The 15,863-nt window shown below is 74.2% G+C and carries 12 protein-coding genes and 9 pseudogenes; 12 read left to right on the top strand and 9 right to left on the bottom strand.

Features of this window, described 5'->3' with window-relative positions; translation table 11 throughout:
- The first annotated feature begins 9 nt into the window (after positions 1-9).
- A complete protein-coding gene (locus tag UK94_RS02335) occupies positions 10-1,083 on the top strand; it encodes a PP2C family protein-serine/threonine phosphatase (RefSeq protein ID WP_308203095.1) in 1,074 nt (357 codons plus the stop codon).
- 81 nt (positions 1,084-1,164) lie between these two features.
- On the opposite strand, the gene UK94_RS02330 is transcribed toward UK94_RS02335, so the two are convergent.
- Positions 1,165-1,374, bottom strand: a complete 210-nt coding sequence (locus UK94_RS02330) for a DUF4236 domain-containing protein (protein ID WP_011601618.1) — start codon at positions 1,372-1,374, stop codon at positions 1,165-1,167.
- A gap of 293 nt (positions 1,375-1,667) precedes the next feature.
- On the opposite strand from UK94_RS02330, the gene UK94_RS02325 reads away from it, so the two are divergent.
- Entirely contained in the window at positions 1,668-2,102 is a 435-nt protein-coding gene (locus tag UK94_RS02325) for a hypothetical protein (protein WP_011601617.1), read from the top strand.
- Positions 2,103-2,252: 150 nt separating this feature from the next.
- Here the strand turns inward: UK94_RS02325 and UK94_RS02320 are convergent, their stop codons facing one another.
- Positions 2,253-2,990, bottom strand: coding sequence for a TIGR03086 family metal-binding protein (locus UK94_RS02320; protein WP_041938670.1), 738 nt, complete (start codon positions 2,988-2,990; stop codon positions 2,253-2,255).
- A 350-nt stretch (positions 2,991-3,340) separates the two neighbouring features.
- On the opposite strand from UK94_RS02320, the pseudogene UK94_RS02315 reads away from it, so the two are divergent.
- Positions 3,341-4,247 (top strand): annotated as a pseudogene (locus tag UK94_RS02315) (NtaA/DmoA family FMN-dependent monooxygenase); the annotation flags it as partial.
- 1 nt (position 4,248) lies between these two features.
- Positions 4,249-4,651 (top strand): annotated as a pseudogene (locus UK94_RS37310) (FMNH2-dependent monooxygenase); the annotation flags it as partial.
- 55 nt (positions 4,652-4,706) lie between these two features.
- Here the strand turns inward: UK94_RS37310 and UK94_RS02310 are convergent.
- Positions 4,707-5,339: a TetR/AcrR family transcriptional regulator gene (locus UK94_RS02310; RefSeq protein WP_235486251.1), complete on the bottom strand. Its 633-nt coding sequence runs from the start codon at positions 5,337-5,339 to the stop codon at positions 4,707-4,709.
- 202 nt (positions 5,340-5,541) lie between these two features.
- On the opposite strand from UK94_RS02310, the pseudogene UK94_RS02305 reads away from it, so the two are divergent.
- The 7 genes and pseudogenes from UK94_RS02305 to UK94_RS37285 all read left to right on the top strand — a co-directional run.
- Positions 5,542-6,118, top strand: a pseudogene (locus tag UK94_RS02305) (SDR family mycofactocin-dependent oxidoreductase); the annotation flags it as partial.
- A gap of 1 nt (position 6,119) precedes the next feature.
- Positions 6,120-6,357 (top strand): SDR family oxidoreductase (locus tag UK94_RS37305; RefSeq protein ID WP_235486249.1); only part of this gene is annotated, 238 nt, incomplete at its 5' end.
- Positions 6,358-6,682: 325 nt separating this feature from the next.
- Positions 6,683-6,979 (top strand): annotated as a pseudogene (locus UK94_RS37300) (glycosyltransferase family 1 protein); the annotation flags it as partial.
- A 3-nt stretch (positions 6,980-6,982) separates the two neighbouring features.
- Positions 6,983-8,104, top strand: a 1,122-nt coding sequence (locus UK94_RS02300; RefSeq protein ID WP_235486247.1) for a glycosyltransferase family 4 protein, incomplete at its 5' end; no start/stop codon positions are given.
- A pseudogene (locus UK94_RS37295) lies at positions 8,104-8,956 on the top strand (lysylphosphatidylglycerol synthase domain-containing protein); the annotation flags it as partial. The gene UK94_RS02300 and the pseudogene UK94_RS37295, both read left to right, overlap by 1 nt.
- Before the next feature lies 1 nt (position 8,957).
- A pseudogene (locus tag UK94_RS37290) lies at positions 8,958-9,081 on the top strand (UPF0104 family protein); the annotation flags it as partial.
- 1 nt (position 9,082) lies between these two features.
- A partial coding sequence (locus UK94_RS37285; RefSeq protein ID WP_235486245.1) for a lysylphosphatidylglycerol synthase domain-containing protein occupies positions 9,083-9,279 on the top strand: 197 nt, incomplete at its 5' end.
- A 198-nt stretch (positions 9,280-9,477) separates the two neighbouring features.
- On the opposite strand, the pseudogene UK94_RS37280 reads toward UK94_RS37285, so the two are convergent.
- The 6 genes and pseudogenes from UK94_RS37280 to UK94_RS75685 all read right to left on the bottom strand — a co-directional run.
- Positions 9,478-10,315 (bottom strand): annotated as a pseudogene (locus UK94_RS37280) (MFS transporter); the annotation flags it as partial.
- A 1-nt stretch (position 10,316) separates the two neighbouring features.
- Positions 10,317-10,431 (bottom strand): annotated as a pseudogene (locus tag UK94_RS37275) (hypothetical protein); the annotation flags it as partial.
- 1 nt (position 10,432) lies between these two features.
- A pseudogene (locus UK94_RS37270) lies at positions 10,433-10,487 on the bottom strand (hypothetical protein); the annotation flags it as partial.
- Position 10,488: 1 nt separating this feature from the next.
- Positions 10,489-11,346 (bottom strand): MFS transporter (locus UK94_RS37265; protein ID WP_235486243.1); only part of this gene is annotated, 858 nt, incomplete at its 3' end.
- Positions 11,347-11,625: 279 nt separating this feature from the next.
- Positions 11,626-13,626, bottom strand: a complete 2,001-nt coding sequence (locus UK94_RS02280; protein WP_055748550.1) for an ABC transporter ATP-binding protein — start codon at positions 13,624-13,626, stop codon at positions 11,626-11,628.
- Between the two features lie 875 nt (positions 13,627-14,501).
- Positions 14,502-14,825: hypothetical protein (locus UK94_RS75685; protein WP_313949440.1), on the bottom strand; the 324-nt coding region annotated here is incomplete at its 3' end.
- Between UK94_RS75685 and UK94_RS02275 the strand changes: the two genes are divergently transcribed.
- On the top strand, positions 14,818-15,582 hold the full coding sequence (locus tag UK94_RS02275) for a kelch-like protein (protein ID WP_231861453.1): 765 nt from the start codon (positions 14,818-14,820) through the stop codon (positions 15,580-15,582). The genes UK94_RS75685 and UK94_RS02275 overlap by 8 nt on opposite strands.
- The last annotated feature ends 281 nt before the right edge of the window (positions 15,583-15,863 follow it).

The following is a 15,863-nucleotide window of genomic DNA, read 5'->3' as shown; positions in this document are numbered from 1 at the left end:
GCCGATGCGGTGGGCGGCCCGGAAAACGTACGCCTGATCGTCGCCGGGGCGGCCGTGCTCACGTTGGCGCTCGTCGTCGATCTGGGACCCGGCGTCGCACTGACCGGATACTTCGGCCTGGGGCCGTTGATCCTCGCCGCCGCCTGCCCGCCACTGATCACCGCCGGCATCGGCGGCCTGACGGTGATCGTGGCGATCCTCTCCGGACTCTGGGACCACCGCTTCGGCACGCAGCCGCACATCGCCGCGATCATCCTGGTCCTGGTCCAGTCCGCGATCGCGGTCTACATCTGCGTGTACCGGGAGCGGCAGCGCTCGAAGCTGCACCGCGTCCAGGCCGTCGCCGAGGTCGCGCAGCGGGCGCTGCTGCCGGCGGTTCCGGGCCAGCTCGACGGGGCCGGCTTCGCCGCCCGCTACCTGTCGGCGGCGCGGGAGGCGTCCGTCGGCGGAGATCTCTACGAGGTCGTGCCGACCGCGAACGGCATCCGGGTGATCATCGGGGATGTCCGGGGCAAGGGGCTGCCGGCGGTCCGGCTGGCCTCGGTGGTGCTCGGTGCCTTCCGCGAGGCCGCGGTGACCTGGCTGGATCCCGAGCAGGTCGCGGCGGCGTGCGCCCGTGCGGTGGGGCGGGAAGCCGGGCCCGAGGACTTCGTCACCGCGCTCGTCCTGGACATCCACCCCGATGGGCGCCTGGGCATGTGCTCGGCGGGCCATCACCCGCCGCGGCTCGTCTCGGCGGACGGGTCGGCGACGCTGGAACTGCGCTCGCCCAGCCCCCCGCTCGGACTCGCCGAGCGGTTCACCGTCACGACGGCGCACTGGGAGGTCGGCGACCGGCTGCTGCTGTTCACCGACGGGCTGATCGAGGCCAGGGACGCCCAGGGACGCTTCTTTCCGCTGGACGATCGCCTGGACCTGCTGCGGGGCGGCGGCCAGCAGGAGGCGCTGGACCGGCTCATCGCCGCCCTCGGGACCCACGCCGGCGGTGCCCTGCACGACGACCTCGCGATCCTGCTGGCCGAACGGCAACCCGTCCCGATCGTGGCCCCGACCACGCCGACCGCGCGCGCCGCCGCCGACTGAGCACACGCCCGCCGGGATCAGCCCTCGACCCGCCGCGAGATCAGCCCTCGACCCGCGGATCAGCCCTCGACCCCCGCGGGATCAGCCCTCGGCTCGCCGGCGGCCGCGGCCCTCCCGCCGGTAGGAGAACGGCCCCGGCAGGTCGACGCTGGACAGGCCGCCGCGGCGGTTGCGCGACCAGACCCGCCAGGAGACGCGCCCGAGCTTCAGCGTGACCGAGGACACCCCCCGCTCGCTGACGTTGAGGTGAAACGGTCCGTACCGCGGTCGGCGGGTGTAACGCAGACCCATCAGATACCTCCGGAAAGGGGCAGTCGCAGGGAACGGACGAGGAACAAGCAGCGCTGATATCGGCTTTGTCTCCCGAAATTCGAGGGACTAACCATCAATCGGCACCCAGCCGACGGATCGCCATTCGGCCGACATCCGCGGCCTGCGTCGCACCGTCCCCCCGGAACCGGCTCGATCCGCTACGGTCGGCGCATGCGCAGGGACGCCGAGATCGCCATCCGCTGCCGGCGCATTCCCGCCGGCGCGGGACCGGCGACGCGGTCCGCCCGCGGGCCGGGTCGCCGGGGGCGCGGATGAGCGCTGCGGCGGGCTCCCCGGACCGCGGCACCGTGCGGCTGCTCGCCGTGCTGGTCGTCGTGATGAGCGCGGTGGCCGCGTTCGCGGTCGGCGGCCTGGTCGCGGTGTCCGGGGTGCAGGTGGGCTGGGGGCGCGACGGCGGCGGCTCGGCCGGGTCGGCGGGGGCGTTGTCCGCGGCCATCGGCCGCCTCGGCGCGGACGACGGCGCCGGCGTGGCGGCGCGGCCGTCCGCGGACCGCGCGGCATCGGACGGCGCAGCATCGCCGGGCTCGGCGCCGACTGCACCGTCCGGGGCCGTCAAACACGCGGCGCCTGACGCCGGCGGCTCCTCCACGCCGACGACCCCGGTCCCGCTGCGGAGCTGTTCGGCTCCGCCCACCGCCGCGGCCGGCGGGGCGGGGGCGCCGATCCTCATCTACCCCTTGTGCTAGATCGTGTCACGCTCGGTCCACGTTCGTAGCTCAGGCGTGCAGGCGGGCGCATGATCGTGGAGGTCGAGGTCGTGCCCGCCGGCAGCGCGGCGCGGTTGCGCGGAACCGCGCCGCGCTGCAGCCACGCGTGATCACGGAACGACACACACCCTAACCACCGTCGGGACGCTGCCCCTCGTCGGGAGGCTGGCCCTCGTCGGAACGCTGGCCCTCATCGGGATGCCGACCCCGGTCGAGGTGCCGGCCCGGGTCGAGGCGGGGACGCCAGTCCGGCGAGCGGCCGGTGAGGGCGATCAGCCGGGTCCACTCGTCGGCGTCGTCCGGCACCGGGACCGGCGTGGCGAAGATGCCGACGACGCGCCAGGCGTCGATCTGGCGGCGCAGACTGTCGTGGACCCAGTGCACGAGCTCCCGGTTGTTGCCGACGGTTCGCGCCGACGTGGTGTCGCCGGGCAGCCGGCCGGAGAGGTCGATCGCCCGGGCCAGGTCCCACCCGTGGAGGAGCAGGTCGGCGGTGAGCTGGAAGGCGTACTCGTCCGCCGGGGTGGGTCCGAACGACAACATCGGGAGCGATGCCCAGGCGTCCGGCCGGTCCCAGGCGTCCCGGCTGCGGCGGGCCGTCACCGTCCAGCGCGCGCCCGGATCGTCCCCGAGCTGGTCCCCGTCGAACCGGGTGCCGATGTCCCCCCGGGTCAGACCGGCCAGCAGCGGCGGAACCCACAGGTGCTCGACGGTGAGATGGTTGACCAGCGCCCGCACGTCCCACTGTCCGCACGGCGTCGGCGCCGCCCAGGACCCGGGTGGCACGGCCCGCACCTGGGTGTCGAAGATGTCCAGCGCCCAGTCGAGCCACTCGCGACGTTCCGTGACGGTCAGCGTGCCCACCATCGTGGTGCTCCTTCCGCGCCGCATGGCCGACAGCCCTCGAACCGGCGTGTCGGGCCGCGGCCTGCCCCGTCCCTGCCCTGTCTCTGGGCCTACCCGGACGGCGCAGCCGCGCAACCGGCGACGCCCGGTCCGGGTCGGGTAGTCCCGCCGGGAAGGAGATCGGGGCGGCGCGGTCGGGGCGGCGCGGTCGGGGCGGCGCGGTCGGGGCGGCGCATTCGTTGCTGTGGCCGCGGTATGCGGCACGGAAGCGAGCCAGTCGGCGCGGCGCAATGGCGCGGTAACCGGAGGGATCATTCGACGGAAACGGCGCCCCCGCACACTGCCCCAGCATGCCGACGTAGGGAGGTCACATGTTCCACCTGGGGTGGTTCGTCGGGGGCGGATTCGGCCCACAGGCCTGGAACAGCCAGTGGTCGGGAACGCACGGCGCCGAATGGACGCGGGGCGCCTTCTACGCCGACCTGGCCCGATCCCTCGAACGAGCCTGTTTCGACTATCTCATCCTCGAGGACGGCCTGATGATCACCGACGCGTATCGGGGATCGATGGAGGTCGACCTGAAGTACGCCTGGGAGTCGCCCCGCCTGGACCCGATGGCGGCGGTCGCGGTGATGAGCCAGGCGACCTCGCGGATCGGCCTGGTGGCCACCCTGTCGACGTCGTTCTACCCGCCGTACATGGCGGCCCGCATGCTGGTCTCCCTCGATCACCTTTCCGCCGGCCGGGTCGGCGCGAACCTTGTCACCTCGAGCAGTCACCGCTCGGCCCAGAACTTCGGCCTCGACGAGCACTTCGAGCACGACCTGCGCTACGAGATGGCCGACGAATGGATGGATCTCGTCGACCGGCTGTGCGCGTCGTGGGAACCACAGGCCGTGGTCGCCGACCAGCAGGCCGGCGTCTTCGCCGACTTCCGCAAGGTGCACACGGTGGATTTCGCCGGCCGGTTCCACCGCAGCCGCGGGCCGTTGAACGCCCCCGCCGGCCCGCAGGGCCGCCCGGTCGTCTGCCAGGCCGGTGGTTCCCCGGCCGGCCGGGAGTTCGCCGCGAAGCACTCGGACACGATCATCGCGGTGCCGCACGGCATCGAGGGGATGAAGGCGTACCGGGAGGACATCTCGGCCCGGATGATCCGTCACGGCCGCAAACCGACCGACTGCAAGGTGCTCTTCCTCGTCAACCCGGTCATCGGGGAGACCGACGACCAGGCGCGCGAGCTGCTGGCCCTGCGGCGGGCCCGCCAGCGCAGCCCGGAGGNGATGGAGACGGTCCTCGCCCAGATGTCGTACTTCAGCGGCATCGACTTCGCGCAGTTCGATCTGGACGGCCCCTTTCCCGACCTGACCGGCCGGGTCAACGGGCACCAGAGCTCGATGACCCGGTTCGCGAACGCCGCCGCCGGCCGGACGCTGCGCGAGACGGTGATGGACCACGACACTGTCGAGTCGGTCGAGCTCGTCGGCTCGCCGGACACGGTCGCCGCACAGATGGGCGAGGTCATGGCGGAGGTCGGCGGGGACGGGTTCCTGATCGCCACGCCGGTGCACCGCCGCGTCGTCGCCGAGATCGCCGACGGCCTGGTGCCCGCGTTGCAGCGCCGCGGCCTCGTGCGGACCTCCTACTCGCACGAGCTGTTCCGCGACAACCTGCTCGAGTTCTGAGCCGCGATCGAGGACTGGGCCGCGATCGAGGACTGGGCCGCGATCGAGGACTGGGTCAGCCGACCGCGGGGGTCGCCGCCGGGCCGACTCCGCGCAGCAGCAGGTCGACCAGCGGCGTGACGTGCGCGGCGAGGTCGGTGCGGGCGGCGGCGTGCTCGCTGGGCGGCAGCGCCAGCGTGTGCAGGAGCACTCCGCCGAACAGGCCCTCGAGCAGCGGCCGGCCGTCGACCCCCGCCGGTAGCTCGCCCCGGCCGATCGCCCGGTCGACGATGCGCTGGGCCGCGTCGTTGTGCTTCGTGACGATCCGTTCGTGGAAGCCGCCCAGGTCGACGGACTCGACGGCGGCGTCCACGGCGATGCGCACCGTCACCCAGCCCATCGGGTCGAGGAAGTGGGCCAGCAGGCTCGACGCCAGGGCGAGCACGTCCCCGCGCAGCGAGCCGGTGTCGTGGTCGACGACGAGCGGGCGGGTGTAGGCGTCGATCGCGTCGACCAGGAGCTGTTCCTTGGTCGGCCACCGCAGGTACATCGACGACTTGCCGACCCCGGCGCGCCCGGCGACGGCGTGCATGGTGAAGCCCGCCCAGCCGGATCGGGCATACTCGGCCAGCGCCGCGTCGAGGACCCGCGCCGGCAGGTCCGGGTCACGGGGCCGCCCGCGCACCGCCTGCCCCGTCGTCGTCTGCATCATCGATCTCCTTGTCCCCTTCCGCCTGACTATGCCGACGGCCGCCCACGAGGTCTCCCCCCGCCTGCGGTGTCGCCGCCGCCCGCGGTCCATCTTCGCGCGGCGGCCCGCGAGCACCTTGCGGACGATCGGTGTCCGCAATATCGTTTGTGACCTGAAGCACACCAACGTCNGGACTTCCCGTTTCCGTAAGGAGTGCCGGATGGGCACGCTCGACGGCAGGACCGCCTTCATCACCGGAGTCGCCCGCGGGCAGGGGCGGGCACATGCGGTGCGGTTGGCCCGCGAGGGGGCCGACATCATCGGCGTGGACATCTGCGCCGACATCGCGTCGATGGACTACCCGAACGCCTCGGCGGCCGATCTCGCCGAAACCGTGGAGCTCGTCGAGAAGCTCGGCGGGCGGATCGTCGCCCGGCAGGCGGACGTGCGGGACTTCGCCGGGCTCAGCGCCGCCTTCCAGGAGGGGTTGGCCGCGTTCGGCCGGGTGGACATCGTCATCGCGAACGCCGGCATCATCCGGCTGTCGCCGGAGGCCGACCCGTTCACCGAATGGCAGGACGTCATCGACACGAACCTCACCGGCGTCTTCAAGACGGTGCGGGCCGCCTTACCGGCGCTGATCGAGGGCGGCCGCGGCGGGGCGATCGTCCTGACCAGTTCCAGCGCGGGCCTGAAGGGGACGGGCAGCCCGGACGCGGGCCCGCAGGCATACACGGCGGCCAAGCGCGGTCTGGTCGGGCTCATGCAGGTTCTCGCGAACGACCTGGCCAAGCACTNGATCCGGGTGAACACGATCCACCCGACCGGCGTCGCCACCGGCATGACGATGAACGAGTCGATGGCGAAGCTGCTCGCCGAGTCGGACAACGCCACCGCCGCGATGCAGAACGCGCTGCCCATCGAGATCCTCCAGCCCGAGGACATCTCCGACACGGTGGCCTGGCTGGTCTCGGACGCCGCGAAGTACGTCACCGGTGTCGCGCTGCCGATCGACGCCGGCTTCGCGGTGCGCTGAGCGAGCCCGTCCGCGTCGAGCACGTCCACGCGAGCACGTCCGCGCGAGCACGTCCGCAGGAGCACGTCCGCCGCCGGCCGACCGGCCACGGCCAGCCAGCCCGCCGCCGCGGGGCGCATCCCATTCGCGGCACTCATCCAGCTCACACCGGCCGCCTGCAATCATCTCCCCTCATGGATGGTCGCCGACTGCCGTCGTTGCCCGTCGTACGGGACGACGCCTTCCTCCCACCGCCGCATGCCGCACCCCTGCGCCGGCCGGACGCCGCGTGAGGCCGACTCCCCGCCCGGCGGGGCCGGCCGAGTCCGCGCTGCCGGCGGGCACCGTGCCCGCACCGGCGGCGCCGCCCGACTCCCGACCGGCCGGCCCCGCGGGTGCCGTCGACCTGCCGCGGACACTGGTGGTGGCGGACAAGTTCCCGCCGGTCCTCGGCGGCATCCAGACGTTCGCCTGTCATCTCACCGCCGGCCTGCCCGCCGACCGGGTCGTCGTCGTCGCGCCGGCGGCGCCCGGCGCCGAGGAGTTCGACCGCACGTTGCCCTTCCCGGTGGTCCGGGCCGGGGAGCGGATCCTCACCTCGCCGCGATCCCGGCGCCTGCTGCGCTCGCTGGTGCGCAGCGAGNGNTGCGAAGCCGTCTGGTTTCCCACCGCCGCGCCGTTCGGGGTGCTCGGCCCGACGCTGCGCGAGGCGGGCGTCACCAGGGTGGTGGCGTCCAGCCACGGGCACGAGGTCGCCTGGTCCCGGCTGCCGGTGGGCTGGTCGCTCGTGCGCACCGTCGCCGCCCGCGCCGACGTGTTGACGTACCTCACCGCGTTCACCCGTCGCCGGCTGGTCGCCGTGTCCCCGCGGGGCACCACGCTCGCGCGGCTGACCGGCGGCGTCGACACCCGCCGCTTCCGGCCGGGTGCCGGCGGGGCCGACATCCGCCGGGCTCTCGGCTGGTCGGATCGCCCGGTCGTGATCTGCGTGGCCCGGATGGTGCCGCGCAAGGGGCAGGACACGCTCATCCGTGGCTGGATCACCGTGCGACGCCGCCATCCGGGGGCCCGGCTGCTGCTCGTCGGGCAGGGGCCCGCCGAGGGCCGGCTGCGCCGTCTCGCCGGGCAGGTGGGGGTGGCCGACGACGTGCACTTCGCCGGCGCGGTCGGCGAGGAGGAGCTGCCCGCCTACCTCGACGCCGCCGACGTGTTCGCCATGCCGTCGCGTACCCGCTGGCTCGGCCTGGACCTGGAGGGGCTCGGCCTGTCCTCCCTGGAGGGAGCGGCCAGCGGGCTGCCCGTCATCACCGGCGCCCAGGGCGGCGCCCCCGACGTCGTCCTGCCCGGCCGCACAGGCGAGGTCGTCGACGGCCGGAGCACCGCTGCCGTCGCCCGAGCCGTCGTGGAGCTGCTCGACGACCCCGACCGGGCCGCCCGGATGGGCCTGGCCGGGCGGGAGTGGATGCGCGAGGCATGGAGCTGGGGCGGGCTCGCCGGACGCCTCGCCGGGCTGCTCGCGGGCGGCTCGGGTGCCGATCTCGACGCGGTCACGCGACACTCGGGTGAACCGTCACGGACGCGTCGCGGAATTCTCGACGAGGACATGCCGGGGAGCATCCCCGCGGATGGCATCATCCCGAACGGCATCGGGACCGACCGCGTCAGGACCGACAGCACCACGACGGACGGCATCGGGACGGACGGCATCGCGACGGACCGGGTCGACGTGGCCCAGGGCCACGCGGACGCCAGAACGGGAGGACCGTGATGCGCCAGCTACCGGAGGCGTCGGCGGCGAGCGGCGGGGCGCTGCCCGTGGCGACTCTCGACGTCACCCCGTCGGCTCTCGTCGCCACCCCGACGGCCCTCGCCACCCCGACGGCCCTCGCCACCCCGACGGCCCTCGCCACCCCGATGGCCGTCGCCACCCCGACGGCCCTCGACACGCTCGTCCTCGCCGGTCCGAGCGGGGATGTGGCCGAAGCCGTCGCGCCCCGCCGGGGTCGGTTCTGGCTGGTTCGTCCGCTGCTGGCCTGCGCGGCGCCGCTGGTGGCGGTGGTGTGGCTGGTGCGGTCGTGGTCGACCGTGCGGACCGGCATCGACGCGCTGGCCAGCGCCCATCCGTTCTGGCTGGTGGGCGCGGTCGCCGTCGCCCAGCTCACCTGGGTCGCCGGGGCGGCCTGCCAGCAGGGGACGGTGCCGCGGGCGCTGCCGGTCCGTCGCCTGCTCGCCGCCCAGGTGGCCGGCAGCGTGGCCAATCACGTGCTGCCCGCCGGGTTCGGCGTCGGCGCGGTGAAGCTGCGTTTCCTGCACCGGCACGGCTTCTCCCTGCGGGAGTCGCTGACGGCGGTCGGCCTCGACGCCACCGCCGGCGTCACCACCCACCTCGCCGTGCTGGCCGTCCTGCTGGCCGGGGGGTTCCTGCCGGTGGACTCCGCCCGGCTGCCCGACAGCGGCCCGGTGGCCCTCGGCGTCGCGGTGGCCGCGGCGGCCGTCGCCCTCGCCGCGCTGCTGGGCTGGCTGGTGCCGGCGATCCGCCGGCTGGCCCACGGGGTGTGGGCACGGGTCGTCGACCATCTGCGGTCGATGCGCTCCACGGTGCGCTCGCCCAGCCGGGCGGNGATGCTGTGGGGCGGCTCGGCGGCCATCCCCCTGCTGCACGCCGCGACCCTGTGGGCGATCATGCGCGCGCTACACCTGCCGCTCGGCGTCGGGGCGGTCTTCGCGCTGTACTTTGCCGCCAGCNCCGCCTCGGCCCTGGTGCCCTCGCCGGGCGGCTTCGGTTCGCTCGACGCGGCCCTGACCGCGGCGATCATCGCCGCCGGGCAGTCCCCCGCCGTCGCGCTCGCGGCGGTCCTGGGCTATCGGCTGGTCACGGTGTGGCTGCCGATGGCGCCCTCGGCCTGCGTGCTCGCCCTGATGGTCCGCCGCGGCCATCTGTAGACGGAACCGCCCCGCGAGAGGTGCCGCGTGGGTCTGCTTCGGATCGTGCCGCCGCCTGGACTCGATCCCGGCGGCGCACCTCGAGCACTGGTAGTCGGCGAATGCCGGCCGCACGTACGACGGGCATCCGTGATCCGTGATGATGACAGGGCCGCGGGTGGCCGCCCGTAAGGCGCCGCCTCCGACATGTGCGGCCCTCTAGCCGCCGACGCGCGGCCCAGGGGCTTCAGCGTTCCCCGCCTCCGCCGCAGCCGTCTCCTGGGCGGCTGCGGCCTCGCTCTGGCGGGCATTCTGGCCCGTGGCGTCCGCCGACGGGTCCGGCGCGGCGGCCGCGCTCGGCGCGGGGGTGCCCGGACCTGCGGGTGCCTCCCCGGGCGCGTCCGGCTGGTCGGCGAAGGCCGCGCCGGTCTCCCGCAGCGGCACCTCCTTGAGCAGCAGGGACAGCACGAAGGCGATGACCAGCACGGCGGCGCCGACCAGGAAGGCGACCGTGATCGCCTCGGTGAAGCCGGACTTGAACGGGTGGGTCAGCACCGGGTCGAGGCCGCCCAGGAACGAGGTGTCGTTGAGGCTGCCCGAGCCGCCCGAGGACGCCGATCCGAGCACCTTGAGCTGGTCGGGATGGCTGCGTGCGGCCGCGTCGAACGCCGCAGTGCCCCGCGCGTCCGCGTAGGCGGAGGTGATCCGGGAGCCGACGATCGAGTACACGATCGACAGGAACACCGCCACGCCGAGGGTGCCGCCGAGCTGCCGGAAGAACGTCGTCGAGGACGTCGCCACGCCGATGTCCCGCGGCGGCACGGCGTTCTGCATCGCCAGGACGATCGTCTGCATGTTCAGGCCGAGGCCGGCGCCGACGACGAACATCGCCAGGTCGACGTAGACGAGGCTGCTGTCGGCCGACAGCCGCCACAGCAGCAGCATCCCGACGACGAGCAGCGCGGAGCCGATCACGGGCAGGATCTTGTAGCGGCCGGTCCGCGAGGTGATCTGCCCCGCGACGAGCGAGAGCAGCATGATGCCCAGGACCAGGGGGNGGGTGAGCAGGCCGGCCTTGGTCGGCGAGTTCCCCTTGACGAGCTGGAGGTAGAGGGGGAGCAAGGTGATCCCGCCGAACATGCCGATTCCGATGATCGCCGACTGGGCGGAGCCNACGGCGAACACCCCGTTGCGGAACAGCCGGGGCGGCAGCAGGGCATCGTCCTTCGNGCGCCGCTCCGCGACCACGAACGCGGCGATGCCGACCAGCCCGATCGCGTAGCAAACCAGCGAGGAGCCCGCGCCCCAGCCCCACTCGCGGCCCTGCTCGGCGACGATGAGCAGCGGCACCAGGGCGACGATCAGTGTGAGGGCGCCGGGATAGTCGATCCGGTGCTCGCGGCGCTCGTGGGAGATGTGCAGGACCCGCGCGACGACGACGAGCGCGCCGATGCCGATCGGCACGTTGATCAGGAAGATCCACCGCCAGCCGGCGACGCCGAGCAGCGTGTCCTGGCCGGCCAGCGCGCCGCCGACGACGGGCCCGAGGACGCTGGACGTGCCGAACACCGCCATGAAGTAGCCCTGGTACTTCGCCCGTTCCCGCGGCGGGATGATGTCCCCGACGATCGCCAGGGCGAGCGAGAACAGGCCGCCCGCCCCGATGCCCTGCACCGCCCGGAACGCGGCGAGCATGTACATCGACGTCGCGAAGGTACACAGCGCCGAGCCGGTGATGAACACGGCGATCGCGAACAGGAAGAACGGCTTGCGCCCGTAGAGGTCGGACAGCTTGCCGTACAGCGGGGTGGCGATCGTCGAGGTGATCAGGAAGGCGGTGGTGACCCACGCCTGTGCGGTCAGCCCGTGCAGGCTCTCGCCGATCCGGTAGATCGCCGTGGAGACGACCGTCTGGTCCAGTGCCGCGAGGAACATCCCCAGCAGCAGGCCGGAGAGGATGACCATGATCTGGCGGTGCGTGTAGCCGCCCTGGGCGGTGGGCCCGGCGGCGTTCGGGCCACCGGCGTTCGGGCCACCGGCGGCGTCCGAGCCACCGGTGGCAGTGGCTTTCCCGGCAGTGGAGGTCATGCGGGTGTCTCCTCTCGACCTGCCGGTCGCGGTCCGGGTCGGCGGGTGCCACGACGGCGCCGGCCGCACCGGATCCACTACCGGAATGCTCCTCCCGCAGGCGTTAAACCACGTTCCGCCCACGACGCTTCAGGCCATCCTGCCCCCCGCGGCGCCCACCGTCCCGCGACCCGGCGCCGGCCGGCCGCGGCGGGCCGGCCCGCCGGCCTCGTCGATGCCGTCGATCCCATCGATCCCGTCGATCCCGTCGATGCCGTCGATCTCGCCGGTCCCGCCCGGTCAGACGGTGCTCGGCCGGTAGAGGCGGGCGTAGGCGCCGCCGTCGGCGAGTAGGTCGCGGTGGGTGCCGTCCTCGACGACGCGGCCGTGGTCCATGACGTAGATGCGGTCGGCGTCGATCACCGTCGAGAGCCGGTGGGCGATCACCAGGCAGGTCCGGCCGACGGCGAGCCGGTCCAGCGCCGTGCGCACCGCGGCCTCGGAGACCGTGTCCAGCGCGGACGTCGCCTCGTCGAGAACCAGCACCCGCGGCGACTGCAGCAGGACGCGGGCGATGGCGAGCCGCTGGCGCTCGCCGCCGGACAGCCGGTAGCCCCGCGCGCCCACGCGGGTCGCCAACCCCTCGGGCAGCCGGTCGAGCAGGGCGGACAGGCTGGCCGCGTCGAGGGCGGCCCGCAGCTCGTCGTCGGTCGCGTCCAGCCGGCCGTAGCGCAGGTTCGCCGCGATCGTGTCGTGGAACAGGTGCGGGTCCTGCGGGACCACGCCGATCGCCGCGTGCAGCCGGGCCGGCGGGATCGCGTCGAGTGGGACGCCGCCGAGCAGGACCCGGCCCCGCTGCGGGCGGTGCACACCGCTGGCGAGGTAGGCGATCGTCGTCTTGCCCGCGCCGCTGGCGCCGACGACGGCCGTGGTCGTCCCGGCCGCGACGCGCAGCGTCACGCCGCGCAGGTTCCAGGACGGATCGTCGGGGCCGGGATGCTCGCCCACCGCGGCGCCCACCGCACGCGCGGGCCCCGGCACAGCCTGGTCGTAGGCGAACCACACCTCGTCGAGGGCCAGGTCGAGGCCCACCGGCGCCGCGTCCGCGCCGACGCTCGGGTCCAGGTCCAGGTCCAGCGGCCGGGGCACGGCGAGGGCGGGAGCGGGCCGGGACCGCCGGCCCGCTCCCGCCAGAAGATCGCCCGCCGCGGCGGGCGCCTGCCCCGCGAGGACTGCCGGCGATCCGGCGGCCATCGTTGCGGCCTCGTCCTCGGGCACGTCGAGCAGGGCGAAGATCCGCCGGAAGGACGCCCCGGCGCCGGCCAGCTCGGAGCGCAGATCGACCGCAGTGGACAGCGGGCCGAACGACACCAGCAGCGCGCCACCGAGGGCGGCGACCGTGCCGAGCGTCGTCCGCTCCGACGAGACCAGCCAGGCGCCGAGGGTGACCACGGCGGTCATCGTCGCGACGATGCCGAGATTGACGAGGAAACGGACCCGGGAGGTCAGCCGAGCCTGTTCCCGGGCGGCGGCGAGCAGCTCGGCGCCGGCCGCGTCGAACCGTTCCCGCTCGTAGTCGACCCGGTCGAACAGCCGCACATGCAGCGCCCCGGACACCGACGCGGTGTCGGACACCTGGGCCATGAGCTGGCCGTCGAGCTCGCGCTGGCGCTGCGACAGCGCGGCCAGGCGACGCCGCCCGGACCGGATGATCACCAGGGTGGCCGGGGCGAACACCATCACCGCGAGACTGAGCCGCCAGTCCAGCGCGAAGACGACGGCGGTGCCGACGACGATGTCCGCCAGCCGGCAGATCACCGCCTGCACGGTCGCCGAGATCGCGTTCTGGGCGGCCAGGACATCCGACGACATCACCGTCATCACCTCGCCCTGCTGGCTGCGGGGGAAGAAGGCGAACGGCAGCCGCTGCAGGTGGGCGTTGACGGTCTGGCGGATGCGCACGGAGACGACCCCGCCGAGCCGGGCGATGAGCGCCATCCGCAGGGACAGCACGGTCGACTCGAACACCAGCACCGCGCACAGCAGCAGCACGGGGACGGCGAGATCGCGCACCCGGCCGGTCGGCAGCGAGGTGTCGATGAGGTGGCGCAGGATGAACGGCCCCGCGGCGACCGCGGCCGATCCGAGCACGGACAGGCCGACGAGGGCGGCCACGACCCGCCCCTGGTCGGCGAAGAAGCGCTCGCTGCGCCGGGCCTCGGCCGCACCCGTCAGCCGGGCGAGTGCGCGGGCGTGCAGGACGGTCACTCTCGACGGGACCGGCGGCGGCTGGCTGGGCACGGGAAGAGGCTATGCGGCCCCGGGCCGCAGTCCCGAGGCGGCGGGTGGCGGGTGGCGGGGTGGCGGGGGCCGCGAGGCGGCCTCGGGTGGCGAGCCTCGGGTGGCGGGGGGCCGCGAGGTGGCCTCGCCGCAACCACCCACAGCGGGAAGCTTACGTTCCGAAGCAGAGGGAACACATTCCGTACCTGTTCTGTGCGCGGGACGCCCCTGCCCACCCGGCCGGTCCCCACGGCCACCACAGGCCCGGCCAGCCGGTCGCTCGGGCCGTCCGGCCCCGCGACGCCATCCATCCATGCACCCATCCACGCCATCCACCCGTCGGTGGGGTCCGCGGACGTGGGCCTGAAGAGGGGGGAACCCATGAGTTGGTCCCGCACGTCACGTCGGTGCCCACCACGCGCCTTCGTCCTGGCCGCCACCCTGACGGCGGCGCTCGCCTCGCCCGGCCTGCTCGGCACGAGCGCCGCCGCGACACCGACCGGCGCCCCGGGCGGCCCGACGCCGACGGGCAGCCCAGCCACCGCGAGTGCCGCCACGCCGAGCTCCGGCGCTTCGAGCCCCACCGCCACCAGCTCCGCCGCGTCGAGCCCCGCGGGCGGCGGCTGCCCGGCCTACCCGTCGACGGCCGGCCCGCTGGGAAGCTGGGAGACCATCACCGCGCTACCCGACCCCCGCGCCCACCTCGCCGCCACCACCGGCTGCGACGGTCGGATCTACGCGATCGGCGGCCAGGCGACCGCCGGGGCCGCGGGCGGCGCCGGCGGCGCGTCGGGTTCGGCCACCGGCTCGCCCTCCCAGAGCGCCTCCCCGTCGAGCACCTCCGCCTCCCCGACCTCGACCTCGACCTCGACCCGGGCAGGGTCGCCGACCGCATNGCCCACGTCGCCCGCGGGCGGTCCGACCACCACCTCGACGATCATCCCGGGCGCGTTGACCGGCGATCCGACGTTCGGCCCGTTGTCCAACGCGCCGAACGCGCCCGGCGACAGCGGCGCACCGTCCGCCACCGACTCGCCCACCGGCACCTCCTCACCGACCGACGAGTCGTCGGTGACGCCGAGCACCTCGTCGTCGGCCACGCCGAGCACCTCGTCGTCGGCCACACCGAGCGGCTCGTCGTCGGCCACACCGAGCGGGTCGCCGACCGGCACCGGCTCGCCGAGTGGGGCGCCCGGCGCGGCCGTCGCCCCGGTGGGCACCGTCCAGGTCTTCGATCCGAGCAGGAACGCCTGGACGGGCGCGGCCGACCTGCCGACCCCGCGGACGCATCTCGCCGCCGCGACCGGCACCGACGGCCGGATCTACGCGATCGGTGGCCGTTCCGGTGCCGCGAACGACCCGACGGACACCGTCGAGGTCTACACGCCGTCCAGTAACACCTGGACGAGCGGGACGGCGCTGCCGAAGCCGATGGGTGAGCCGCGGGCGGCCCGCGCGACCGACGGGAAGATCTACGTCCTCGACGGCGACACGCTGGCAGTCTACGACCCCGACGCCGCGAGCTGGACCACGGCGGACGCACCGCCGACCCCCGTCACGGCGCCGGTCCTCACCGCCCTGCCCGACGGCCGCATCCTCGCCGCCGGCGGCAGCGCGGCGGGCGGCGGCTCGGCCGGCCGAGCCTCGTCCGGCGTGTACGCCTACACACCCGGCACGGGTGGCAGCGGATCCTGGACCCAGGTGTCCGACCTGCCGACCGGGGTGACCCAGGCCGCCGGCGCCACCGGGCCGGACGGGCGGGTGTACGTCGTCGGCGGCCGGGACGCGGGCGGTGACGTCACCGACGCGGTGCAGGTCTACTCCCCGGACGACGACCAGTGGACCGCCGGCCCCACGGGTGCTGCGTCCAAGCGGGCGGACGCCGCCGCGACCACCGGCGGTGACGGCCGGGTGTACGTGCTGGGCGGCACGGCCGGCGGTGGCGCGCTGGACACGGTGGGGGCCCTGAGCGGTTAGGGTTCCCAACCCGTCTGCACGGGGCGGTCGGCAGGGCGCCGACCGCCCCGTCCGTGCCTCTCGATCGACCCCGCACCGCGAGCCGCCACCGGCGGCGGCCGGGTGCGGGCGCGCGGTACCGGTACCGGTACGCGGAAAGTCAGATGCGGTGGCAAGGAAATATCGGCCAACAGGCCCTTCGGCGATCATTTTTTCGGCGCCGCCGAAGCCATTTTCGCAACAGCCCGGAAATCGTCTCGGCCGCTCCCCGGAAAATACCTTTAGCGGATCTAAAGGCAGTT

Origin of the sequence: Frankia sp. AvcI1 (genome assembly GCF_001420875.1) — a bacterium.
Classification (GTDB): Bacteria; Actinomycetota; Actinomycetes; order Frankiales; family Frankiaceae; genus Frankia; species Frankia alni.
This window is presented reverse-complemented; position numbering and strand designations above follow the sequence as displayed.